The organism is Desulfosporosinus sp. Tol-M2 (genome assembly GCF_059735615.1).
On the sequence record NZ_JCAIJG010000192.1, the window covers coordinates 1 to 23,506 of the forward strand.

General features: G+C 45.4%; 22 protein-coding genes and 1 pseudogene. 20 read left to right on the top strand and 3 right to left on the bottom strand.

Annotation, left to right across the window (positions count from 1 at the left end):
- The 5 genes from AC6I5A_RS13845 to trxA all read left to right on the top strand — a co-directional run.
- A partial coding sequence (locus tag AC6I5A_RS13845) for a nucleotidyltransferase domain-containing protein (protein WP_034617338.1) occupies positions 1-549 on the top strand: 549 nt, incomplete at its 5' end.
- 418 nt (positions 550-967) lie between these two features.
- Complete coding sequence (hisS, locus tag AC6I5A_RS13850) at positions 968-2,239, top strand: histidine--tRNA ligase (RefSeq protein WP_034617341.1); 1,272 nt, start codon at positions 968-970, stop codon at positions 2,237-2,239.
- Between the two features lie 2 nt (positions 2,240-2,241).
- Positions 2,242-4,005 (top strand): aspartate--tRNA ligase, encoded by a 1,764-nt coding sequence (gene aspS / locus AC6I5A_RS13855; RefSeq protein WP_034617343.1) that lies wholly within the window; start codon positions 2,242-2,244, stop codon positions 4,003-4,005.
- A 284-nt stretch (positions 4,006-4,289) separates the two neighbouring features.
- The gene (locus AC6I5A_RS13860) at positions 4,290-4,571 is read left to right on the top strand and encodes a metal-sensitive transcriptional regulator (protein WP_034617346.1); all 282 of its coding nucleotides are present in this window, start codon (positions 4,290-4,292) and stop codon (positions 4,569-4,571) included.
- Between the two features lie 36 nt (positions 4,572-4,607).
- On the top strand, positions 4,608-4,937 hold the full coding sequence (gene trxA, locus AC6I5A_RS13865; RefSeq protein WP_034617349.1) for a thioredoxin: 330 nt from the start codon (positions 4,608-4,610) through the stop codon (positions 4,935-4,937).
- Between the two features lie 112 nt (positions 4,938-5,049).
- Here trxA and AC6I5A_RS13870 read toward each other — a convergent pair whose 3' ends face one another.
- The gene (locus tag AC6I5A_RS13870; RefSeq protein WP_034617352.1) at positions 5,050-6,324 is read right to left on the bottom strand and encodes a replication-associated recombination protein A; all 1,275 of its coding nucleotides are present in this window, start codon (positions 6,322-6,324) and stop codon (positions 5,050-5,052) included.
- Positions 6,325-7,070: 746 nt separating this feature from the next.
- Between AC6I5A_RS13870 and mnmA the strand changes: the two genes are divergently transcribed.
- The 12 genes and pseudogenes from mnmA (at position 7,071) to mltG (ending at position 18,639) form a co-directional block, all read left to right on the top strand.
- Entirely contained in the window at positions 7,071-8,180 is a 1,110-nt protein-coding gene (mnmA, locus tag AC6I5A_RS13875; protein WP_034617355.1) for a tRNA 2-thiouridine(34) synthase MnmA, read from the top strand.
- A gap of 158 nt (positions 8,181-8,338) precedes the next feature.
- Positions 8,339-8,833: a PRC-barrel domain-containing protein gene (locus tag AC6I5A_RS13880; RefSeq protein WP_034617358.1), complete on the top strand. Its 495-nt coding sequence runs from the start codon at positions 8,339-8,341 to the stop codon at positions 8,831-8,833.
- Positions 8,830-9,006 carry a YrzR-like zinc ribbon domain gene (locus AC6I5A_RS13885; RefSeq protein WP_497900778.1) on the top strand — a complete coding sequence of 59 codons (177 nt, stop codon included), beginning with the start codon at positions 8,830-8,832 and terminating at the stop codon, positions 9,004-9,006. The genes AC6I5A_RS13880 and AC6I5A_RS13885 overlap by 4 nt, the downstream gene beginning before the upstream one ends.
- A 283-nt stretch (positions 9,007-9,289) precedes the next feature.
- Positions 9,290-10,330 (top strand): AI-2E family transporter, encoded by a 1,041-nt coding sequence (locus tag AC6I5A_RS13890; protein ID WP_034617361.1) that lies wholly within the window; start codon positions 9,290-9,292, stop codon positions 10,328-10,330.
- 195 nt (positions 10,331-10,525) lie between these two features.
- Entirely contained in the window at positions 10,526-13,159 is a 2,634-nt protein-coding gene (gene alaS, locus AC6I5A_RS13895) for an alanine--tRNA ligase (protein ID WP_034617364.1), read from the top strand.
- A gap of 76 nt (positions 13,160-13,235) precedes the next feature.
- On the top strand, positions 13,236-13,490 hold the full coding sequence (locus AC6I5A_RS13900) for an IreB family regulatory phosphoprotein (protein WP_034617367.1): 255 nt from the start codon (positions 13,236-13,238) through the stop codon (positions 13,488-13,490).
- Between the two features lie 168 nt (positions 13,491-13,658).
- Positions 13,659-14,603 (top strand): aldo/keto reductase, encoded by a 945-nt coding sequence (locus AC6I5A_RS13905; protein WP_034617370.1) that lies wholly within the window; start codon positions 13,659-13,661, stop codon positions 14,601-14,603.
- A gap of 117 nt (positions 14,604-14,720) precedes the next feature.
- Positions 14,721-14,804 (top strand): annotated as a pseudogene (locus AC6I5A_RS13910) (MBL fold metallo-hydrolase); the annotation flags it as partial.
- Between the two features lie 461 nt (positions 14,805-15,265).
- On the top strand, positions 15,266-15,688 hold the full coding sequence (gene ruvX / locus AC6I5A_RS13915) for a Holliday junction resolvase RuvX (RefSeq protein ID WP_034617372.1): 423 nt from the start codon (positions 15,266-15,268) through the stop codon (positions 15,686-15,688).
- 60 nt (positions 15,689-15,748) lie between these two features.
- Positions 15,749-16,066 (top strand): DUF1292 domain-containing protein, encoded by a 318-nt coding sequence (locus AC6I5A_RS13920; RefSeq protein WP_034617374.1) that lies wholly within the window; start codon positions 15,749-15,751, stop codon positions 16,064-16,066.
- Positions 16,067-16,239: 173 nt separating this feature from the next.
- Positions 16,240-17,598, top strand: a complete 1,359-nt coding sequence (locus AC6I5A_RS13925; RefSeq protein ID WP_497900779.1) for a VanW family protein — start codon at positions 16,240-16,242, stop codon at positions 17,596-17,598.
- A 21-nt stretch (positions 17,599-17,619) separates the two neighbouring features.
- Positions 17,620-18,639: an endolytic transglycosylase MltG gene (gene mltG / locus AC6I5A_RS13930; RefSeq protein WP_034617378.1), complete on the top strand. Its 1,020-nt coding sequence runs from the start codon at positions 17,620-17,622 to the stop codon at positions 18,637-18,639.
- A gap of 20 nt (positions 18,640-18,659) precedes the next feature.
- On the opposite strand, the gene AC6I5A_RS13935 is transcribed toward mltG, so the two are convergent.
- Positions 18,660-19,868 (bottom strand): vWA domain-containing protein, encoded by a 1,209-nt coding sequence (locus AC6I5A_RS13935; protein WP_034617379.1) that lies wholly within the window; start codon positions 19,866-19,868, stop codon positions 18,660-18,662.
- 3 nt (positions 19,869-19,871) lie between these two features.
- Entirely contained in the window at positions 19,872-20,732 is an 861-nt protein-coding gene (locus tag AC6I5A_RS13940; protein WP_034617381.1) for an AAA family ATPase, read from the bottom strand.
- Positions 20,733-20,911: 179 nt separating this feature from the next.
- Here AC6I5A_RS13940 and AC6I5A_RS13945 point away from each other — a divergent pair, with 179 nt between their 5' ends.
- The 3 genes from AC6I5A_RS13945 (at position 20,912) to AC6I5A_RS13955 (ending at position 23,490) form a co-directional block, all read left to right on the top strand.
- Complete coding sequence (locus AC6I5A_RS13945; protein ID WP_034617383.1) at positions 20,912-22,174, top strand: peptidase U32 family protein; 1,263 nt, start codon at positions 20,912-20,914, stop codon at positions 22,172-22,174.
- Between the two features lie 51 nt (positions 22,175-22,225).
- Complete coding sequence (locus AC6I5A_RS13950; protein WP_034617385.1) at positions 22,226-22,465, top strand: DUF4911 domain-containing protein; 240 nt, start codon at positions 22,226-22,228, stop codon at positions 22,463-22,465.
- A gap of 389 nt (positions 22,466-22,854) precedes the next feature.
- Positions 22,855-23,490: a signal peptidase I gene (locus AC6I5A_RS13955; RefSeq protein ID WP_052168118.1), complete on the top strand. Its 636-nt coding sequence runs from the start codon at positions 22,855-22,857 to the stop codon at positions 23,488-23,490.
- Positions 23,491-23,506 lie beyond the last annotated feature (16 nt).

Genomic DNA, 23,506 nt, shown 5'->3' on the forward strand with positions numbered 1-23,506 from the left:
TTTTTGCACCAGAATCAAATAATAAATGTTGAAGAAAACTTTATTAACAAGGAACTTATTGTCCTAATGAATGCTGACTTGGAAATCGCAGTTGCCTACCTAGAAAATATATCAATATCTAATCTGACTCAAGATTCAGACATAATGCAAACCGAAGATAATATTGATTTAAAGGAAAATCAGGGTTGGAAATGGCGTCATTATATGGCTGAACAGATTTCAGCTCAAATTAATATGAAAGAACTCGCCGTAAAGGGTATTTATTTGTTTGGCAGTACAAATAATTGCACAGCACGATTAAACAGCGATATAGATTTACTAATTCATTTTGATGGAACATCTGAACAAAAGCAAAAGCTTGACGTTTGGTTAAACGGTTGGAGTATGGCTTTATCCGAAATTAACTTTCTTAAAACTGGATACAAATCAAATGGGCTCTTGGATATTCATTATGTAACTGATCAGGATATTGCGGATAAGAATTCATTTGCCATAAAGATTAACTCAATCTATGACCCGGCACTTCCACTGCGCTTGCGTAAGGATTGATAAGATGCATTGACTTTGACGTTTTCCTGGGGAGACTCAGTGTATTTATTGACAAATGCCGATTAACTTAATAGAATAAAAGATAATTTGAACAACAATGTGTAAAATATTCATGTTACCTTTTGGAAAGATCCTGGGTCACTCTTTCTTCAGGGAGGGCTTGCCAGACTGGAACAAGCCTGAGAGATACTCAGTAGGACACCTAAAAGGGAGTATTTTTCACTGCGGCTAGTCTCGTTAACGACTGGAAAGTGGGCGGAAAAATTCCGTCAATTAGGGTGGCACCACGAGAAGTTCTCGTCCCTTGCATAAGCAAGGTACGGGAACTTTTTTCGTACTTATACTTATTAGAAAGAATGACTTTCAGTTGGCATCAGCCAACATTTAAGAAAATTCAGAGATCAGGGAGGAATGGAATATGGCGATTCAGCGTCCCAAAGGGACCCAGGATCTGCTGCCGGGAACGGTTGAACGATGGCAATATCTTGAAGAAACTATGCGGAACGTTTGCCGCGAATATGGGTATGAAGAGATTCGTACACCGATGTTTGAAGCAACGGAACTTTTTCAGCGGGGTGTCGGACAAACAACCGACATCGTCAAGAAAGAGATGTACACCTTTTTAGACAAAGGGGACCGTTCGATGACCCTTCGCCCGGAAATGACAGCTGCTGTCTGTCGGGCTTATGTTGAGGACAAGCTTTACGGACGACCTCAACCCGTCAAGTTGTACTATATTGGTCCGATGTTTCGTTATGAACGACCGCAAAGTGGTCGTTTTCGCCAGTTTCACCAATTTGGAGTTGAGGTGTTGGGCGCAGAGCAAGCAGTTGTTGACGCAGAAGGGATTAGTTTAGTGTGGAACTTATATCAACGACTCGGACTGAACCGGCTTGAAGTCCATGTTAATTCGGTAGGCTGTCTGGTTTGTCGGACAAAGCACCGGGCACAACTCCAGGATTTTTTGACCACACGTCGGGACGATCTTTGTAGGGACTGTCAGGACCGGTTTGAGCGCAACCCCTTACGCATCTTAGATTGCAAGAATCCTAACTGTCAAGCTGCTACGATAGGAGCCCCGACAACTTGTGATACCCTTTGCGAGGACTGCAGTACCCATTTTGGGAGAGTGCTTGCCTTATTAGGAGCTGCCGGAGTAGTTTATCGAGTTAATCCGCGCTTAGTGCGGGGACTGGATTATTACACGAAGACAGCTTTTGAAGTTATGGTGGAAGAAATCGGAGCGCAGAGTGCCATCTGTGGGGGTGGCCGGTATGATGGGTTGGTGGAAGAAATCGGCGGCCCCCCAACGCCCGGCTTCGGTTTTGCCATGGGGTTGGAGCGAGTCTTAGCAGCGCTCCAGGTTCAGAATTTACTTCCTGAGGGAAAATCAAGGTTGTTCGCGATGTTGATTGCGCTAGGTGAGAAAGCCCAGATCGAGGGATTTTCGCTCCTTAGCGCCTTAAGAACGCAAGGTATACCTGTGAGTATTGATCTGCTAAGTCGAAGTTTGAAAACCCAGCTGAAATCGGCTGACCGCCAAGGTGTCAGGTATGCTCTCATTTTGGGGGAAGAAGAATTGAAGCAAAAAGTGCTCCTCATTCGGGATTTAACCTTAGGAGAACAAACCATGGTACCACTCATTACGGCCGTCAAGGAAATTATCAAGATGTATCGGAGAGGGGTTTAGGCATGACAATATTTTCAGAACGGGTTGAAAATGGGAAGTTAGAGTTAAGTAAAGTCGGAGAGGTCGTTCGTTTACTGGGTTGGGTTCAGCGACGTCGAGATCATGGAGGATTGATTTTTGTCGATTTGCGGGATCGCTCAGGTATTGTTCAGGTTGTCTTTGACCCAGAGAAAATAGGAGAGGGATTTGCCCTTGCAGAAAGCCTTCGTTCCGAGTATGTAGTCTCAATTTTAGGCAAAGTAATCGCACGGCCTCAGGGAATGATTAATCCAAGCTTAGCAACGGGAGAGATTGAGGTCATTGCAAAGTCCTTGGAGGTCTTAAACGGAGCCAAAACACCGCCCTACTATCTTGTGGATCAAGTTGATGTGGAAGAAACCGTGCGCCTAAAATACCGTTATCTGGATTTACGCCGTCCTGAGATGCAGGTTGTGTTTAAAATTCGGCATCAAGTCACCCAGATTATGCGTAATTTCTTTGACAGTCAAGGCTTTTATGAAATCGAAACTCCGATGCTGATCAAATCCTCACCCGAAGGAGCTCGGGACTATCTCGTTCCAAGCCGCGTCCACCAAGGGGAATTTTACGCCTTACCCCAATCCCCGCAAATCTATAAGCAACTCCTCATGGTTGGAGGGATGGAGAAGTATTTTCAAATTGTCCGTTGTTTCCGGGATGAAGATCTCAGAGCGGATCGTCAGCCGGAATTTACACAGCTTGATGTGGAGATGTCCTTTGTGGAGGTAGAAGATATCCAATCTATAATGGAACAATTAATGGTGCGGATTTTTTCAGAAACGATTGGGAAAGAAGTATCTATGCCTTTCCCTCGTCTAACCTATAAGGAAGCAATGGATCGTTATGGATCGGATAAGCCGGATACGCGCTTTGGCATGGAACTGATTGATGTGGGAGATCTGGTGGGCAGGACGGGATTCAAGGTGTTTGCCAATGCGGTGGCTAACGGCGGGAGTGTGAAATGCATCTGTGCCAAAGGGTGTTCGGAACTACCGCGTCGCGAGATTGATGCCCTTGGGAAGTTTGTCAGTACTTATCGGGCGAAAGGTTTAGCTTGGATTGTTTTAGCTGAGGAGGGAGTAAAATCCCCCATTGCCAAATTCTTTACAGAACAAGAAATGAGCGCTCTGCTTGATCGTACACGAGCCGAGACCGGTGATATCTTGTTCTTTGTTGCCGATACCTACTCGATCGTCTCGGATGCTCTTGGTCATCTCCGTTTGGAATTGGCAAAACGATTAGGGCTTATTCCGGAAGATGCGCTGAATTTCTTATGGATTACCGAATTCCCGCTTTTGGAATATGACAGGGAGCAACAACGTTACATCGCAATTCATCATCCATTTACGGCGCCGATGGATGAAGATTTGCCGCTCTTAGAAACGGAACCGCTTAGCGTTCGGGCTAAAGCGTATGATATGGTACTTAACGGCACAGAGCTTGGAGGAGGGAGTATTCGGATTCATCGGCGAGGGATTCAGGAACAGATTTTCACGTTGTTGGGATTTTCTGAGGAAGAAGCGATAGGTAAATTCGGATATCTTCTGGAAGCCTTTGAATATGGAACTCCACCCCACGGCGGAATCGCTTTTGGGCTTGACAGAATGATTATGCTCTTAACGGGAAAGGATAATATTCGAGACGTAATCGCCTTTCCAAAAACGCAAAGCGCTTCAGATTTAATGGCTCAGGCTCCTTCGAAGGTTGCGGACATACAGCTGAAGGAATTGCATATTAAGACGATTTAGGGGAGGAAGTTTCCAAGCATCCTACGGCGATAGTGTTCGTTGTGGGTGAGCGCCTTCGGCTATAGTCATCCTCAGCGCGATAGAATTCGTTAAAGGCCGTGCACTTTTGGCGTTAATCTCCACCGGAGATTAACGCCACTGGAGACTATCGTGTTCGCATACGTTCCATTGCTATTCGCTTAATTTATTTCATATATTTTTTCGGAACTGTTTGACAGAAGAGGGGATTATTAGCTATAATATCAGCATAATTACCCCCTTAGGGTATCGGAGGAATGCGCAGCATGTCAAATTCAACCCCTTATTCAGGATCTAAAGAAGATCTCATTCGCAGGCTCCATAAAATAGAAGGCCAAGTCAAAGGAATTCAACGTATGGTTAACGAAGACAAGTATTGCGTTGACGTGTTAATACAAGTAGCCGCAGTCCGAGCCGCGATTAACCGAGTTGGTACAATAGTCTTCGAACACCATTCACGGGGATGTATCCGAAAGGCAGTTGAAAGCAGTGACCAGGAAGCCGCGATTGAAGAGCTGGTCGGAGTGCTAACCAAATTTATTAAGTGAGAAGTGAGATATTCGACTAATTAGGAGGAATTTATTATGGCAGATACAAATGTAAAAATCTTTACTACTGCAAACTTCGAGTCGGATGTTCTGAAGTCAGAGCAATTGGTGTTGGTAGATTTTTGGGCTTCATGGTGTAGTCCTTGCCGCATGGTAGCTCCCATAGTCGAAGAACTTGCTGACGAGTATCTCGGTCAAATGGTCATTGGAAAACTTAACGTTGACGAAAATAGCCTGATAGCGCAGCAATATCAAGTGATGAGTATACCTACTCTTGGGCTTTTTAAAGGGGGCAAGATGGTTGACAAAATCGTTGGTTTCCGTGGAAAACAGGATCTGATTAATATGCTCAATGCACATTTCTAATTTCCAAGTGAACAGATACGCTTTTTGCCAGGTCAAATTAGCCGCACAGAACCACACCTAACGTGGTTCTTTTGCATTCTGAAGATTTTTGCCGCTTTGGAGAGAGTGCTCGTTATCGTTCTTGCCCCATTCCCGAAGGGATGTAAAAAGTTTGACCTTGGACGTTTGGGGGGAGGTAGGTTTGTTCGACTCTGTGGTTGGGGTAGGCGTGCGGGTAGAGATACCCCTGCCCGTGCCCTAACATATCAGCACCGGGGTAGCTGTGATCTTTAAGATGAGCGGGTACTTCCCCGGTTGGATGTTTTTTAACATAAGCAAGAGCGCGGTCAATGCCCGCAACGGTGCTGTTGCTTTTTGGAGCGGTAGCAATGGCAAGAACAGCTTGAGCTATGGGGATGCGTGCTTCAGGTAGGCCAAGCCATTCGAGCGCATTGGCGGCAGCATGAGCCTGAAGCATGACTGCCGGGTCAGCAAGGCCGACATCCTCGGATGCATGGACAATAATCCGGCGTACGATGAAACGGGGGTCTTCGCCGGCCTCCAATAAAATGGCTAACCAGTAGAGCGCGGCATCAGGGTCTGAGCCGCGCATACTTTTAATAAATGCGGAAATGATGTCATAGTGGTTATCCCCCGCTTTATCGAAGCGGATGGACCGTTGCTGAATTGATTCTTCGGCAATCTCGAGGGAAATATGGCGAACACCGTTTTCCGGCGGGGTGGTGAGTACGGCTAACTCTAAGGCGTTAAGAGCGCGCCGCAGATCTCCGTTGGCAAAATTGATCCAGTGTTCCCCAGCTTCAGGGGTAATCTCTACTTGATAGCTGCCCAGGCCGCGCACAGTATCTTTTAAGGCGTTATCAAGTCCCAGGCGGATTTCGGAAGGAATGAGAAGTTCAAAACGGAAAAGAGTTGAACGGCTAAGGAGCGCGGAATTAAGTTCAAAAAAGGGGTTTTCCGTTGTCGCTCCGATAAAGGTTATGGTGCCGTTTTCGACAGCAGGAAGGAGTGCGTCTTGCTGCCCTTTATTAAAGCGGTGAACTTCATCGCAGAAAACTAAGGTACGTTTCCCGTAAAGGTGAAGGTCATCCGCAGCCTGCAAAGTGATCTCGCGAATCTCTTTAACGCCTGACGTAACGGCATTAATGCGGATAAAGCGTGACGTGGTTTTAGCCGCGATGACTTGAGCTAAAGAGGTCTTGCCTGTTCCCGGCGGGCCATAGAGGATTAGAGAAGAAACGCGGTCTGCTTCAATAGCACGACGGAGGAGTTTTCCAACACCGAGAAAATGACTTTGTCCGATAAACTCTTCGAGTGTTCTTGGGCGCATACGCTCCGCCAAGGGAGCGACCAGATGTTGATCAAATGCCGCAGAAAATAGATCCATATTTACAATCCCTCCCTAACCGCTGGATTAACTGATGTACGAAGCCATATAAGCAGGCAAAGCGCTTCTACGTCAATGCCGCAGACAGTGCTACGAAATTATCCGCCGTTCCAACCCCTCGCCGACCCAAGCCGGAGGAAGTTTCTTAGCTTAGAGAGCACGGAGAGAGGAATCGCGTCAATGAGAGCAGTCGATAAGGCGTGAAGAAACGCATTGGTCGCACATTCAGAGAAGCCCAGAGGTTATGCGTTTTAGCCTTAGCGACAAGCGAATAGCGATGGATCACGATAGTCTCCGGTGACGATAGTCTCCAGTGGAGAGTATCGCCGAAAGCGCACTGCCCTTAACGAATTCTATCGCGCTGAGGATGAGTATCGCCGAAGCCGTGAACCCATGAGAATTCCTTACCGGCGAAGGATAGGGCGAACGTGCTAAGAAACTTTCTCTCTATTATAACACGTGAAAAACAAATATTTATAAACGAAACTTGATTGAAGAAAACCAATAGTATATTAGATGGTCGTTCTCTTGACAAATCCCGAGTATTTCTATAAGATATGAGTGAAAAAATCTTACATATGAATGAATTTCATAAATCGAATTTCGAAGCTCATAACCACTACATGTAGTAAACTATGTGTGATTCCGTGCTACATATAGTGATGAGGATAGCAATTTTAGGTATTATGAATTTGATTAATATCTAACTATAAAGAAAAAACAGCAGAAAAAGGAATAGAAGAAGTATGGGTCGAACAACCAAACCAAAAGTAGTTGTGGGTATGAGCGGTGGGGTGGATAGTTCCATGGCTGCCGCTTTGCTCCAAGAAGAAGGCTATGATGTTATTGGGATTACCTTGCAGATTTGGAAATCGGGGGGGCCAGAGGCGGAAGGGGGGTGTTGCTCCAATTCCGCCATTGATGACGCCAGGCGGGTTGCCTTTATCCTGGGAATTCCCCATTACGTTATGAACTTTCGTTCGTATTTTGAGGAGTCTGTGGTGGATTATTTCACCCAGTCTTATTTAGCTGGAGAAACGCCAAACCCTTGTTTGGCCTGTAATAAACATGTTAAATTTGGGGAGATGCTTCGTAAAGCTCGTGGACTGGGTGCGGAGTACATAGCGACCGGTCATTATGCGCAAGTCCTGCGGGATCCGGATAGGGAAAGGTTTCTGTTAAGCAAGAGTAGTGATCCGAGAAAGGATCAGACATATGCTCTTTACATGTTAACCCAGGAACAGTTAGCCCAAACCCTCTTTCCATTAGCCGAATACTCCAAAGAGCAAGTTCGGAAAATGGCTGACGAACGGGGTCTGGGTGTAGGGAACAAACCCGACAGCCAGGAGATTTGTTTTGTTCCAAATGATGACTATGCTTTTTTTGTCCGGGAACGTACGGGTGAGTTGGTTAAACCGGGACATTTTGTAGACCTTCAGGGAAAGAGTTTGGGAATGCACCAAGGGATCATTCACTACACTGTTGGGCAGCGCAAAGGCCTGGGGGTAACCTTTGGTAAACCAATGTATGTAGTGGGTCTGAATCCTGAAAGTAATGAGGTTGTGTTAGGGGATAACTCAGACGTGTTTACGGATACGCTTTGGGCAATCGATCTAAACTGGATATCCATTCCGTATTTAAAAGAACCTCTCAAAGTCGAAGCTAAAATTCGTTATAATTCAGCAGGAGTTCAGGCGACCATTTATCCCGGGGAAAGAGGAGCAGACCATGAAGTGACGGTCCGTTTCGAGGAACCACAACGTGCAGTGACCCCGGGACAAGCAGTCGTCTTCTATCAAGGAAACCTGGTGGTTGGCGGGGGAATAATTAATTCCGATCCACGCGGCCGTCGCTGAATCGAAGTTTGAGAATATCTAATTAAATCCGTGGACAAATTTAAGGGGTTGTGTGAAAACACAGTCCCGTTTCTTTGTATTGGGGAACGTTATATTTGCATAAATTATAGAGATGCAGGGCAGAGTATAGATAGAACTTTTTTGCGAGGTGGAAACGCATGCGACGTTCTCGGGAGATTGTCGGACTACCTGTCTTAGATCTGAAAAATGGGGACTCGATTGGCTGGGTACAGGATCTGGTCCTGGATAATGACAAAGACGAAGTTGTTGGTATTCTCTTAGAAGGCGGGCACTTCTTCCATTCGGAAAAGGGAATTCCTCGAAAGGCCATTATTACAGTAGGAAAGGATGCCTTAACCGTTAGCAGCAAAATTGTTGAAGAACTAAAGGGGACACGTTGGTCTGATAAAGTAGGAAATGAAGTCTATACCCAGGGCGGAGACGCAAGAGGTACGATTGAAGATGTTTTTCTCGATGATTCCTTTGAAAAAATGCTAGGATTTGAAGTTTCTGACGGGCTCTTCGCTGACCTCCTTCGTGGCAGAGGAAAGATTCTGAGACCCGACGTCATCATCGACGGAAAAGACATTTTGATCGTTGATAATCAAGTATCCCCCTTGGATCAAGCAAATGAAGGGGGTATACTATCATGAATTGTCCGGTTTGCAGTGGTCGGGCCATTGGTAAAGTGGGAGTAGAGAGGTTCTATTGTTGGGATTGTTGCGTCGAATTCGCTACTCAAACCGACAAAGTGGTTATTTATGATCTGGCGGAAGATGGTTCATTGGTGGCATGGGATGACCCAGCCCTAGATGTAGCGGAGTAATCCATGCAAATCGATCTGGAGGGATGAAGGGTTAAGTTAAGCGCGCATTGCGCGTTTTTTTTATACTAGTCAGATAGTGCAACTTTCTGGAAGCATAAGTGCAACTAAGGCGACCGCCCGCGCCTGAAGGCTGACAGAATGAATAATTCGTGCGAAGACTGTGTCTGCAAGAGGGTTAATACGTGCGAAGACAGTGTCTGCAAGAAGGGTTTCTACGTGCGAAGACAGTGTCTTCGTGTGGGCGCTAGCCAGGTTTTCTTTATACTAGAAAGGGGGTATAATGATGGAGCACAAATCATGGCGATGGATTTTTGTAGTAACTTGTCTTCTTCTGGCAATGCTCCTCCTTTTCAAGGTTAGGACAATTTTGGGCCCGTTTTTCCTGGCTTTTATTCTTGCCTATTTGTTAAACCCCTTGGTTGTAGCGCTGGAACGGCACAAGATTAGTCGAAAGGGGTCAATCCTGATTGTTTTCAGCTTGATTGTTGCTGTTGTGATTACGATTATTTTCCTCATATTGCCGGTACTTTATAATGAACTCAGCAAATTGGCTGTGATCTTACCTAATGCATTTCAGATGTTCACCGAAGGGATCGATGGGCTGCGTGAGCAATTTAAGGCAACAGGGTTGCCTAATCGGGTTGCGCTTGTACTGGATCAACATTTAGGGCAGGGAGAAGAAATTATTGCCAACCGCCTTAATCTCTTTTTAGCTAACTTGCCACAGGCCTTGTCAACGGCCAGTTTGTATATTTTATCCCCAGTTATTGCCATCTATTTTCTTGCAGATTGGAAAGGCTTAGGTGTCCATTTCTTCCGAATCATCCCTCAACGCTGGCGAATGGAATGGCGACGACTGTGGCAAGACATTAACCACGTGATTCGGCAATTTGTGCGCGGAGATTTAGTCGTTGCTGTGATTGTCGGGATATTAAGCGGGATTGGCGTAAAATTAATCGGGATGGATTACGCTCTGTTGATAGGCTTAATTTGTGGGGTTTCTGACCTCATTCCGTATTTTGGGCCGGTTATAGGGGCAGTGCCTACCGTTTTATTGGCTTTAACGCAGTCCCCTGCCATGGCATTTAAGGTTGCCTTGATTATTTTATTCGTTCAACAACTTGAAGGAAATGTCATCTCGCCCAAGCTCATGGGGGACAGTGTAGGGCTTCATCCTCTTTGGGTTGTATTTGCCCTTTTAGCCGGTGGAGAACTTGCCGGGGTTTGGGGTATGTTCTTGGCTGTCCCGGTGGCAGCCGTGATCAGAGTTGTATTCAATCACATATATTTTAGGCTGGTTTCGTCTAAAGTGTCTAAAGTGTAAGGTGGTTGACAAATGAGACATCCCCTGTATATACTTTAGAGATACACTGGGAGTTCGAAATACTTATGCGGATAAAAGCATCATTTGCCCGTAAGATAAGCAGGGTGGTACCATGGATAAATCTCGTCCCTGATTGATTTAGGGGGGAGATTATTTATTTATACTTTTGTACAATTTATAAAGGAGTGTTCGCGTATGTATACAGGAAATGAATTAAGGGACAAGTTTCTGAAGTATTTTGAGGCAAGAGGACACCGGATTTTGCCCAGCGCGTCGCTCATTCCTAGAGATGATCCAACTCTTTTGTTAACGGTCGCGGGCATGGTGCCCTTTAAACCATATTTTCAGCGCCTGATTGAGCCCCCTTTTCCCAGAGCTACGACCGCCCAGAAATGTGTTCGTACTCCTGATCTTGAAGTGGTTGGGAAAACTGCTCGCCATCATACCTATTTTGAAATGTTGGGAAATTTTTCATTTGGGGACTACTTTAAAAATGAAGCGATTCCCTGGGCTTGGGAGTTTATAACAGGAGTGTTAAAAATCCCTGCCAACAAACTATGGGTGACTATTCATCCTGAAGATGACGAGGCGAAAAGGATCTGGATAGAGAAAGCCGGTGTTCAGGCCGAGAGGATCCTTGGGGATCCCGATAACTTTTGGGCAGCTGGTCCTACTGGCCCTTGTGGCCCTTGTTCTGAGATTTATGTCGATTTTGGAGAAACCAAAGGTTGTGGCAAGCCCGACTGTGGCGCGGGTTGTTGTGATTGTGATCGTTTCCTGGAGATATGGAATTTGGTTTTCATGCAGTATAACCGTGATGAAGCGGGGGTCTTAACCCCTCTGCCGAAACAAAACATTGATACGGGTATGGGTTTAGAACGGATTGCTTCGGTTATGCAAGGGGTGGAAACTAATTTTGATACGGATTTATTCCGCCCTATTATTGACCATGTAGCCTCGCTGGCAGGAATTCAGTATAAGGAAAATCCTGAAAATGATCTGGCTTTAAAAGTGGTTTCGGATCACGTCCGGGGGGTATCGTTTATGCTGGCAGACGGAATTCGGCCCAATAATGAAGGCCGAGGGTATGTTCTCCGCCGAATTTTACGACGTGCTGTCCGTTATGCTAAATTCTTGGGAATTGACAAACCGTTCCTGGAACCCGTTTTTCGAATTATCCAAAGAGACTACGCTCAGGCTTATCCGGAACTTAGGGAAAATGAGAATTTTATTTTAAATCACTTGAGTTTGGAAGAGAAGAACTTCCAAGCCACGCTGGAACAAGGCACCCAACTGCTGCAGGAAAAGGTCAGGGCTCTCATCAAGCAAGGGGAGACGATTTTATCCGGACCGGATGCCTTCTATCTCTATGAAACCTATGGCTTCCCGGTGGAGTTAACGGAGGAAATGCTAAAAGAACAAGGGTTAACTGTGGATATGATAACTTTTCAAACGGCGGTCGAAGAGCATCGTCTTCGAGCAAAAGATCAATCTCAGCAAATGCGTGCGGAGGTTGAAAGCCCCTCGCTGATGAAAAAGGCTAAACTCTTAGGAGTGACACCTTTTGTGGGATATGAACAGGTTTCGGCAACGGCTCGGATTGAAGGGCTTTTTGTTGGCGGAGAGGAGATTCAGGATGCTGGGGAAGGGGAAGAGGTGATGGTCTTCCTTTCTGACACTCCGTTTTATGCGGAAAGCGGCGGTCAAGTATCTGATGTTGGAGTACTCAAAACGTCCCGGGCTGAGGCACGGGTGCTTGAAGTAAAAAAGGGGGTAACAGGTACCCTTTATCATCGTGTTCAGGTTATGACCGGGGTATTTCATGTCGGAGAAATGGTGGCAGCGGAAGTCAATGGCGATGAGCGACAGGCCACTTCTCGTCATCATAGCGCGACTCACCTCCTCCAGAGCGCCCTGCGTACAGTATTAGGAGAACATGTCCAGCAAGCAGGGTCCTTAGTGACACCGGAACGCCTGCGTTTTGACTTTACCCATTTTTCACCGCTGAATTCAGACGAATTATGGGCTATAGAGGATCTTATTAATGAAGCTGTGTTTAAGAATATGCCCGTCCAAGCTACGGAGATGTCGTTAAAAGAGGCAAAATTCAGCGGCGCTACGGCATTATTTGGGGAGAAATATGGAGAGACAGTCCGGGTTGTTCGGATGAGAAGCTTAAGTCAAGAATTGTGCGGTGGGACCCATGTCAGGAACACGGGGGAAATAGGACTGGTAAAAATCCTCAGCGAGGGCGGGATAGGGTCAGGCCTGCGCCGGATTGAAGCAGTGGCAGGATTAGAAGCCTTGGCATATCTGCGTACCCTTGAGGAGCAGGTAATGGAGGTTGCCCAGCTCCTAAAGGCACAGCCTTCTGATGTGAGTAGGCGGGTGAACGGGTTGGCGGCTCAGGTGAAAGACCTCGAACGGGAAATTGGTCAACTTAAGGCAAAACTCGGCAAGAATGAGGCGGAAGGCTTACTGAAGCGCGTTGAGGAAATCGAAGGAGTTCAGGTATTAGCTGCCCAGGTGCATGTGTCCGATATGGAGGGCCTTCGTCAAATGGCGGATCTGCTGCGGGCCAAACTCAAAAGCGGGGTTATTGTTTTGGGTGCGGTTAGCGAAAATAAAGTTAACTTGGTAACAGTTGTCAGTCCGACAGGTTTAAGAGGACTCCATGCCGGACAGATTATAAAAGCAGTGGCTAAAATAACGGGTGGCAGCGGTGGCGGCCGACCGGATATGGCTCAGGCCGGGGGGAAAGATCCCGGTAAACTAGGCGAAGCCATTGATCATGTTCCGACGATTCTCCGAGAATTTCTTCGAAAATAGAGGAAGTTATTGGGGATGTCTAGAATATTTATAGTTTAGCAAGCATAACTGAAGATGGCGAAAGGGGGCCAGGTAAATGGATCGAATGGAAGAAACCATGATGTTTAAAGCTGTGGGAGAAGAAAAAATTTCTGCCCGGGATATTTTGCAGAAAGTGTATGCAGCTTTACAGGAAAAAGGGTATGATCCTATTAACCAAATGGTTGGCTATCTCATGTCCGGCGACCCTGTATATATTACCAGCCACAATCATGCGCGTGCGATGATTCGTAAACTTGAACGCTTTGAGCTGATCGAAGAGTTGGTCAGGAACTATTTGCAGGAAAAATAGTGAGGCACGAGTCATGAGGCGCGAGTTTGCATGGGCGTGGGACGCTGAGTACTAAGGCAAACGAAATCCGAAGTTTGAGGTTCGATATTTACAAGTTTTGAACCTCGAACTTCGGATTTCAAACATCGTGCCTCGTGTCTCGAACCTCAAGTCTCGAAAGGAGTAGGTATGCGTCAGGTTAAACTTGGTTTATGGGGGGCGGAAGTCTCAGAACTGTGCTTTGGAAGTTTGGCCGTATCTCCCTTACAAGGTCGTTTGACAGAGACAGAAGGGGTTAATGTTTTGCGTTATGCCCTTGAACAAGGTGTAAACTGGATTGATACAGCGGAAATTTATGACAATTATAAGCAAATTGCTTCGGCCATCAAAGGTTATCCCGACGTTCTTATTGTCAGTAAAACGTACGCTGTCTCAGCTAAGGAAATGCGTTTGAGTCTTGAAAAAGCGCGAACTGCTCTCAACCGAGAAACCCTGGATTTTTTCCTTCTCCATGAACAAGAAAGTGCTTTAACTTTAAGAGGACATGCAGAGGCTTGGGAAGAACTGATGCGTGCTAAGGAAAGGGGTATTGTGCGCTGGATCGGAATTTCCACGCATGCCGTAGCCGGAGTCCGGGCTGGGGCACTCCAACCCGGTCTTGATGTGATCCACCCGATCCTAAACTATCAGGGATTAGGGATTGTTGATGGAAATTTACAGGATATGCTCGCAGCCATTTCATTTGCTTCCGAATTGGGCATAGGAATTTACGCTATGAAGATTTTCGGGGGCGGACATTTAACCCATGACCCGAAAAAAGCCGTGGACTTTGTACGAAGTATTCCAGGTGTCCAGGCGATGGCCTTGGGAATGTCCAGTCGGGAAGAAGTGGATTATAATCTGCTCTTGCTGTCCGGTAAAGATATACCCACATCCTTACAAGATAAAGTAAGGCACAGAGAACGGAAACTTTATATTGCGGATTGGTGCCAGGGGTGTGGGCGTTGTTTGGAAGCCTGCCCGCAGGGTGCTTTGCACCTGAGCGAAACGGTGGCAGTAGTGGATCCCGAGGCATGTATCCTTTGCGGATATTGCGGGCGAGTTTGTCCGCATTTTTGCCTAAAAATCGTATAGGTAATATATATTGAAAAGTATACCTAAAAGGTGTAAAACTACACTATAATATTTATCTTGAGAAGAGTGAAATGAACAAAATTGTGAACCTATAATGAAGGCAATCCTACCTGTCCCTTAAAAATAGAGGACCTCGAAAAAATAGATATTATTCTGGTCACGCATGATCATTTTGATCATATAGTAAGTAATCCGAGCTAAAAAAGAGGTTGTTCTACGCATTGTGGAACAACCTCTTTTATGCATTTTGGGCTTAATTTGGCATCGTCTCAGATCTCATATTCAAGAAAAACCCACCGCCGATATTTGATGTTTTATCTTTAGTTGAACGAGTTCACTCTGGAAACTCATAACTACCAACTTATTCGCCATTCCAAGCAAAAGTTGATTCCGGAATTCCCAAATAACGTATAATTGTTTTTTTTGAATTGTCACGGTATGATTAGAGAATGAGGGCAAAAAGTATCCTATTGATTCTGGAATCCTTGATTTCTGTAATCCGAAAGTTAATCCTGCATTTCAAACTTAGACACATTCCATGAGCGGTTCTGAAACGATAACATGTCAGAATTAAAAGTATGGCTGTTTGACAGTATAATATTTTTCGTTATTTTGTAACAACCTCTATATATAGAGGTAAGGGGTAGTTTGGAGGGAGTATTATGCGGATTATGGGATTGGATTTTGGCTCGAAGACAATTGGCGTGGCGATGAGTGATGCTTTTTTTTGGACGGCTCAAGGGGTTAAGACGATTAAACGTTCCAAGAAGGAGATCGATGAGTTGCGTGAACTGATTCGTGAGTACGAGGTGATAGAGATTGTTGTAGGCTATCCGAAGAATATGAATGGAACACGGGGGCCTCGTTGTACATTGACAGAGGAGTTTGCTGAGAATCTACGTATGGAATTTGAACTTCCGGTGGAGTTGTGGGATGAGCGTTTAAGTACGGTGGCGGCACAGCGGACTCTTCTTGAAGCGGATATCTCGCGCGCGAAACAAAAACTAGTGATTGACAAGATGGCGGCAGTTTTTATTCTGCAAGGTTATCTGGATCGTAGGAAGAAGAAAAATATTCCAAGGTAATTTGACAATTATTATCTACAATAGTACAATGACCATATTCTTTGATAAGAGGTGAATCACATGACTGGAAAACTACATGACCATGACCATGATGAGCATGACGCTGAAGAGTTTGACACAGTCGTTCTCACAGATGATGAGGGAGAAGACCACGAGTTTCTTCATCTCGATACCTTGGAACTTGAAGGCTCGACATACTTTGTCTTGATGCCTATTTCGGAAGATGAATCGGAAGATGAGGATGATGATGAGGCCATTATTCTTAAACTCGGCAAAGATGCTGAGGGTAAAGAAATGCTGCTCGACATCGAAGACGATGAAGAGTGGGAAAAGGTGGCAGACGCTTGGGAAACCCTGGTAGAATCCGAAGAGGAATAGCCGAAATAAATTGGGCAGGTAAATAAGAAATAAGAAAACTAATAAAAATAGGAAGAACTCACTGAGATTATCTCGGTGGGTTCTTCTTATTTTTATTTATTGCAATAGGAAAAAAATCCAGAGATAAACGTGAATCACTGGGGAATACTAAAGTTGACAAAAGTGAGGTGTGGATGATGAAGCACATTGAACAAAAGCGGAAGCGGACTTATACGGCACTGGCTTTTCTTTTTTTAACCCTGTTAATTGGAGGATGCACCTCTTCCAGCTTTCCACTTGAAACAAAGATTCTTTTCAATCAATTGACAGGTGGTCTGGGGGGCGTGCGAAACGGAGTAATGCCGAATGGTACTAAAGTAGATGATTTGGATTTAAGTGGCAGCACTATCTTGGAAGCGCAGACAAAAATCAAGGATTGGGCGATGAACAAGCTGGAAGAAACACGTGTCCTGTTGTACAATGAAACTGAGATTCCAATTACGTTAAAAGATTTGGGCCTTGAGGTGGATCACCAAAAGATAACAGAAGAGATAGAGCGTAACCCCGGAAAGGCTCTGCCTGGTGTACTTAAAGTCGATCCCTTAAAAGCAAGTCAAGGCCTTCAAGAGAAACTGAAAAAGTATAGCAGTCCTGCTAAAGATGCCTCCTATAAGATTGAAAAGGATAAGTTTGTTGTTAATCCGGCAGAGAGCGGTTGGGCGGCTGACCTGGATAAATTGATCAGCGATATTCAAAAGGTTCCGTTAAGTGACGTACCATACCGGTTGGGTATTCCAATGGTTGAGGTACCCGCATCAGTCACCACGGAGGCGGTACGGTCTTTGGCCTTTGATACCGTCATCGGTGAGTGTACCACGAAGTTTGCAGTCACGGAAAAAAACCGCTCGGCGAATTTGACGGTAGCAGCTAAGGCACTGGATCGCAAAGTCATTGGTCCGGGGGAGACATTTTCTTTTAACGATACAGTTGGTCCCAGGGAGTCTGGAACGGGGTATAAAGACGCCTATGTGATTATTAACGGTAAGTATGTGCAAGGAACCGGAGGCGGGGTATGTCAAGTGTCCTCAACCCTATTTAATGCCGTTTTACTGGGCAATTTAGAAATTGTTGAACGGATGCCGCATGCTGTAGCCGTAAGTTATGTCCCACAGGGTCAGGATGCAACAGTCAATTATCCAAATATTGATTTTAAATTCAAAAATAATACTGCTAGTCTGATTTATTTGCGAACAGAAATTACACCAGGTATTTTGACTCTCCGAATCTGGGGGAAGAAGACGGACAAATCCGTACGTATTGAACGTCAAGTTGAGAAAGAAGTAGCCTATAAGACGGAAAAACGCTTGGACCCCAAGCTGGCCTCAGGACGAATTGTCCAGGAACAAGCCGGTACGAAGGGGATTACAGTTAATACCTGGAGGGTCATTCGAGATGGTACAGGTAACGAGACCAAGCAATTCCTAAGTCGTGATGTGTATGATCCTGTTAAGCGTATTTTGTGCGTTGGCAGTCGAGGGGTTCCCAAAATGTAGGCGGAAAGAGAGAGTGAGACTATGTCCCCAAAGAATGAAACAAGGCGGATCTTAAAGGGGTTTATGCTTGTTCTCATAGTCGGGGGTATAGGATTTTTAGCTTGGTGGAATTGGGCAACAAAACCATACTCCTCCACAGGTAATAATGAAAAGATTACGATTGCTCAGGGAACAACGGCAGCTCAACTGGCGGAAGAATTACAACGACGACATTTAATACGCAGTGCATGGGCGTTTAGATATTTAGCGCATGCACAGCAATCGGATTTCAAGCTTTATGTTGGAGATTACCAATTAGCCCCCACGATGCCCCCCGGCGAAATAATCAAAAGGTTAATTTCTGGCGCGGATTCCTTAGATATCATCCGGGTGACTATCCCTGAAGGGTATACTACGGAACAAATTATTGAGCTTTTCGTCCAGAAAGGAATCGGCAGTAAAGAGGAGTTTACAAAGGTTGTTACGGAAGATGGGTTTCCATACCCGTTTCTTAAGGACGCGCCTAAGGGGATTCACCGCTTGGAAGGATACTTATTTCCTAATACTTACGACATTTCTGTTAAAATAACGCCTCATGCAGTGATTGAGTTGCTCCTCCAACAGTTTGTGAAAGAACTTACACCTGAGGTGCAGAAGCGACTCGATACTATAAAACTGTCCGTCCCTCAATGGGTTACCTTAGGCTCTTTGGTCGAAAAAGAGGCGGTCAAGGCGCCGGATCGTCCGTTAATTGCTTCGGTGTTTATGAACCGGCTAAGAATTGGTCAACCCCTGCAATCCTGCGCGACAATCCAGTTTCTGCTTGGTACGACTAAGGAGAAACTATTTGAAAAGGATCTCCTGATTCCTTCCCCATACAATACCTATCTCCACGCAGGATTACCGCCGGGACCGATTGCCAATCCGGGACATGACTCCCTGAAAGCAGCATTATACCCGACCCAAACGGATTTTCTGTACTTTGTGGCCAAAAAAGATGGCTCCCATGCGTTTGCTAAAACGTATGCGGAGCATTTGAAGAACGTAAAATTGTATCAGTGAGGCCGGGAGAGAGATGAATTCTATTTGCGCACCATTAACTTCTTGATCGCCTGATCAAGCCCCTCAAGGGTTAGTTCATACATGGGAAACATTTCACGCACCATTGCTATCGTTTCGTACCCGTGATATAAACCCCAATAGCGCTCGGAAATAGGATTGAGCCAGACGTTATACGGGAATTTCTTGGCTATACGCTGTAACCAGGTAATGCCAGCTTCCTCATTGTCCACATCCCAATAGATGCTGCCGCCGCGCATGATCAGTTCGCTTGGGGCCATGGCTGCATCCCCGATGATCACCAATTTGTAGTCTGAGTTGAGCGAACGCAGGAGATCCTCTGTTTTTATCGCATTTCTGGGATGAATTCTAGCATCATAATACAGAAAGTCATAGATGCAGTTATGGAAATAATAGAACTTCAGATCTTTAAAATGGGATGACTTATGAACCGCTGAGAACAATTGGCTGCAGATATTGGCATAAGCAATCATCGATCCGCCGACATCCATCAGCACAAGAACCTTGACGGAGTTTTTGCGTGGCCTCGTCCAGACAAGCTTTAAGCGCCCGGCATTTTTACATGTTTCATCAATTGTATCTTCCAAGTCCAGTTGATCTTTAACTCCATCCAGACGCGTACTAAACTGACGCAAGCGGCGTAATGCGACTTCAAACTGACGTACTCCCAAGGTTTTGTCATTGCGATATTCTCGATAATTACGTTCGCTGGCTACTTTCACTGCGGATTGCCCGTGAGACTCGCCGCCAATTCTCACTCCCCCCGGATGGAAACCGGAGTTCCCGAACATCGCCGTCCCGCCCGTACCAATCCAATTACCTCCGCCATGATGAGGCCCGTCTTGGGTACGCAAACGTTCCTCCAAAGCGGCCTTTAAACTATCCCAATCGGGCAAGCCTAATTTACGCAAGAGCTCATTGCGTTCTTCTTCAGAGAACATTCTGGGAGGCAAAGGATTTTCCATCCATTGAGAAACCTGATCCAATAATTGTTGCGGGGTTTCTATCCCTTTGAAATACTTCTGAAAGGCAATATCATATTGGTCAAAGTGACTTTCACTTTTGACCAGGACGGCTCTTCCCAAGTAGTAAAACCCGGACAGGCTTGAATTTGCTAAGCCAACCGAAAGCGCCTCCATCAAGGTCATCCATTCGGTGATCGAAACAGGAATACCCTCCTGACGCAGTGCATAAAAAAAGTTTGTATACATAGTCTACCAACCACGTTTGACGCGAGACTGATTTTCTGTTCCGCGTAAATGGAGTTGTTTCAAGGCCAAATCAAAATCCTGATTCTTCTTTAACAAGGCCCCCAAGAAAGGAATTTCCTGATAGATCTTCTCGGGCTTGATCCCACCGATCGTCAAGGCTTGAACCCAATCGAGAAGTTCACTGGTACTGGGCTTTTTCTGGAGACCTGAGATACCGCGCAGCCAATAGAACGCTTTTAAAGCTTCAGTGAGTAAGCGCTTTTCCAAGTCAGGAAAATGGACATGCACTATTTCTTCCATCATCGCTTGGTCGGGGAAGTCAATATAATGAAAAATACAACGACGTAAAAAAGCATCCGGCAGTTCTTTTTCGGCGTTGCTCGTAATGACTACGATAGGTCTGTGTTTGGTCGTGATGGTTTCCCCTGTTTCCGGGATGAAAAAATTCATGACGTCCAGTTCCCAGAGCAAATCATTAGGAAATTCCAAGTCTGCCTTATCGATTTCGTCAATTATGAGGACAACCCGCTCAGTAGAGGCAAAGGCTTCACCTAGTTTGCCCAGTTTAATATACTGTTTTATGTTTGAAACGTCCTGTCCGCCGAATTGACTGTCATAGAGGCGCTGGACTGTGTCATAGACATAAAGACCATCCTGAGCTTTTGTGGTAGATTTAATATTCCAGATAATTAAGCGCAGACCCAGAGAACGGGCAATACTTTCGGCTAAGACTGTTTTGCCTGTGCCGGGTTCTCCTTTAATCAAGAGAGGCCTTTTTAAGGCAACTGAGATATTAACACTGTTCCGGAGATCGTTGGAAACTATATAATCCTCAGTACCTTGATAGATTATTTGGTCGGTCATTTTGAAGTATCCTCCTCATCGTCTTTGAAATTCTACTACATTATAATATAATACCACATTTGTTCAAAGTTTGCGTAAGATTTAGCAAAGTATTAACTTATTAATATTCCTATGTTTATGATAGACTAGATGGATAAGCTGATTGAATTGGGCTTAGAGTAAATATTAGGGGAATAGCAATGAGAAAACCGGAATTGTTAGCGCCCGCAGGAGATTGGGAAAAGTTAAAATACGCTCTGGCATATGGAGCGGATGCTGTTTATCTGGGCGGTCAGGCGTTTGGCCTGCGGGCTTATGCCGGGAATTTCAGCTTCGAGGAAATGAAGCAAGCGGTGAACTGGACGCATGCGTTGGGAAAGAAAATTTATGTGACTGTGAACATTTTTGCCCATGAGTCGGATTTTGAGGAACTGCCGGCTTATCTTACGCACTTGGAAGGGCTGGGCGTGGATGGGGTTATTGTATCTGATCCGGGGATCATTGCCTTAGCCAAGGAAGTGGCTCCACAGCTGCCCCTTCATTTAAGTACCCAAGCGAATAGCACGAATTCGTATGCGGTGGGATTTTGGCTGAAGCAGGGGATTGAAAGGATCATCCTCGCCCGGGAATTAACGCTTGAGGAACTCCGTGCTGTGCGTTCCAAGGTTAAGGGCGGGTTGGAGATTTTTATCCATGGGGCGATGTGCATGTCTTATTCGGGTCGCTGTTTACTGAGTAACTATTTGACCGGACGGGATGCTAACCGAGGGGAATGTACGCAGCCTTGTCGTTGGGGATATAGTTTGGCGGAGGAAAAACGACCGGGTGAAGTCTTCCCGCTTGAGGAAGATGAACGAGGAACTTATGTTTTTAACTCGCACGATTTATGCCTTCTGCCGCATCTTCCTTTATTAAAGCCTATCAACCTGGATAGCTTTAAGATCGAAGGGCGTATGAAAAGCTTATATTATGTCGCCAGTACAGTAAAGGTTTATCGCGAGGCGATTGATACGCTGTGGGATGAAGGAGAAGAAGCCTTTCAAGTGAAGCTGCCTCAGTGGTTGGAAGAAATGGATAAAGTGAGTCACCGGGATTATTCAGCAGGCTTTTTATTCGGAAAGCCTGGGGCAAATTCACATAACTTAGAGTCCTCACATTATGTCCGGGATTATGATTTTGTCGGGGTGAGGTTCTCGGGTGGTGAAACTAAGGACGACGCTGCAGACCCAATGAATTATTATTGGGCATGGGTTGAGCAACGGAACAACTTTAAGCGTGGAGATGTGTTGGAAGTATTAACCCCGCGGGGAGTTCCCTGGTCATTTGAAGTCAAGGATATGTGGGATGACGAGGGGAAGCCGATGGAAGCAGCCAGTCATGCCCAGCAAAAGATGCGGGTCATGGTACCTGAAAAAATGCTCGCTTACAGCATTTTGCGGCGGGCGAAAAGGGGAAAAAGATAGCATTTTCAGTGAGTATCTATGTTGATATCGGCAGATAAAGGAGACGATGGGGTGAATTCTTTAGAACAAAAAAGCGCTCTGTTTGCAGATTCTGACGTTCTGGTCAAAGCGCGCCTAAACCGGGCGGAAATGCAAATGTTAGATAAACTCGTGGAGGGTTTGGATCATCTCGGCATCGTAACGACGACGAACAAAGAATTAGGCGAAGTAATGATTCAAACGACAAAGTACTGCTGGCCGGATCTGAAAAAAGCCATAGAAAACATGCCGTTTGAGATTGAGTTTATTTAAAGTGTATAAGAATAAATGGAAGGAGGTTGAATCAAGGCTAATTTGCCAGGTATAAAATCAAGCGGCAATGCATAGGTTAGGTAAACTCGTTAAAGGGATTTGGCTTCCCGCAATATTCCAATGATTATATAAAAATTTTAAACTTCCTATTGACTTTGCAAAATTAATATTTTATAGTGCAAATTAGATATAAAATATTCCAACGTGACCAGTATTCCAATAACATAACCAAGTTTAAGGTACTTATAGTCTAAATACTACGGAAAGCTATGATCTTTGCGTGAAAATTGTACGTCTTACTCACAGTAACATGTGACGCAACCGGCCGTATATTTGAAAAGATATAACGGTTTTTTGATTTCCAAAATATAAATGTGGAGGTAATATAAGTGGAAAACAAGCCTCACAAAAGTTCAATTTTCAGAAAAGTTTTGAATATCATCGGTATCATAGTCTGTATTTTTTTAACCTTGATTATCATAGTCAATGGAACCATGATTGTTAAGTCTTATATTTACCCGGATAAGGTGCCGGACTTTCTGGGCTATAAGCCATTTATCGTCTTGTCGGGCTCCATGGAGCCGACCATTTTGACCGGGGACCTGGTTCTGACCAAGGAAATTGCCGCCGAGACCATTGCCAAGAACGATATCATCACTTTTAAGATCGATAAGGATACCGTAGTGACGCATAGAGTTACCGAGGTGGTGAATGAGGATGGTGCTTTATCCTTCCTAACTAAGGGTGATGCCAATACCGGTTCCGATGCCAGTGTGGTCAAACCGGAGAATCTGGAGGGCAAATACTTAGGGCGGGTCGGTGGCCTGGGACGGTTTGCCATGTTTTTGCAGACCCCCATCGGGATGTTGATATTTGTAGTAACCCCGCTGTGTTTGTTCATTGTTTATGATGTGGTGGGACGCAGACGGCGCAGTAAGCAAAAAAGCACTCGGGAAGCGGAGCTGGAAGCGGAACTGGCGTATCTCAAAGCAACCCAGAAGGAAAATTCCAAGTCCGAATCCTAACCCGGACAAGCCGGAA

Coding starts and splice junctions, on each gene's coding strand:
- AC6I5A_RS13925 (WP_497900779.1), top strand. CDS start 16,240: ATGATGAAGCACATTGAACAAAAGCGGAAGCGGACTTATACGGCACTG.
- AC6I5A_RS13905 (WP_034617370.1), top strand. CDS start 13,659: ATGCGTCAGGTTAAACTTGGTTTATGGGGGGCGGAAGTCTCAGAACTG.
- AC6I5A_RS13890 (WP_034617361.1), top strand. CDS start 9,290: ATGGAGCACAAATCATGGCGATGGATTTTTGTAGTAACTTGTCTTCTT.
- AC6I5A_RS13900 (WP_034617367.1), top strand. CDS start 13,236: ATGGATCGAATGGAAGAAACCATGATGTTTAAAGCTGTGGGAGAAGAA.
- hisS (WP_034617341.1), top strand. CDS start 968: ATGGCGATTCAGCGTCCCAAAGGGACCCAGGATCTGCTGCCGGGAACG.
- mltG (WP_034617378.1), top strand. CDS start 17,620: ATGTCCCCAAAGAATGAAACAAGGCGGATCTTAAAGGGGTTTATGCTT.
- AC6I5A_RS13935 (WP_034617379.1), bottom strand. CDS start 19,868: ATGTATACAAACTTTTTTTATGCACTGCGTCAGGAGGGTATTCCTGTT.
- AC6I5A_RS13940 (WP_034617381.1), bottom strand. CDS start 20,732: ATGACCGACCAAATAATCTATCAAGGTACTGAGGATTATATAGTTTCC.
- AC6I5A_RS13870 (WP_034617352.1), bottom strand. CDS start 6,324: ATGGATCTATTTTCTGCGGCATTTGATCAACATCTGGTCGCTCCCTTG.
- aspS (WP_034617343.1), top strand. CDS start 2,242: ATGACAATATTTTCAGAACGGGTTGAAAATGGGAAGTTAGAGTTAAGT.
- AC6I5A_RS13920 (WP_034617374.1), top strand. CDS start 15,749: ATGACTGGAAAACTACATGACCATGACCATGATGAGCATGACGCTGAA.
- alaS (WP_034617364.1), top strand. CDS start 10,526: ATGTATACAGGAAATGAATTAAGGGACAAGTTTCTGAAGTATTTTGAG.
- trxA (WP_034617349.1), top strand. CDS start 4,608: ATGGCAGATACAAATGTAAAAATCTTTACTACTGCAAACTTCGAGTCG.
- AC6I5A_RS13945 (WP_034617383.1), top strand. CDS start 20,912: ATGAGAAAACCGGAATTGTTAGCGCCCGCAGGAGATTGGGAAAAGTTA.
- AC6I5A_RS13885 (WP_497900778.1), top strand. CDS start 8,830: ATGAATTGTCCGGTTTGCAGTGGTCGGGCCATTGGTAAAGTGGGAGTA.
- mnmA (WP_034617355.1), top strand. CDS start 7,071: ATGGGTCGAACAACCAAACCAAAAGTAGTTGTGGGTATGAGCGGTGGG.
- AC6I5A_RS13880 (WP_034617358.1), top strand. CDS start 8,339: ATGCGACGTTCTCGGGAGATTGTCGGACTACCTGTCTTAGATCTGAAA.
- ruvX (WP_034617372.1), top strand. CDS start 15,266: ATGCGGATTATGGGATTGGATTTTGGCTCGAAGACAATTGGCGTGGCG.
- AC6I5A_RS13860 (WP_034617346.1), top strand. CDS start 4,290: ATGTCAAATTCAACCCCTTATTCAGGATCTAAAGAAGATCTCATTCGC.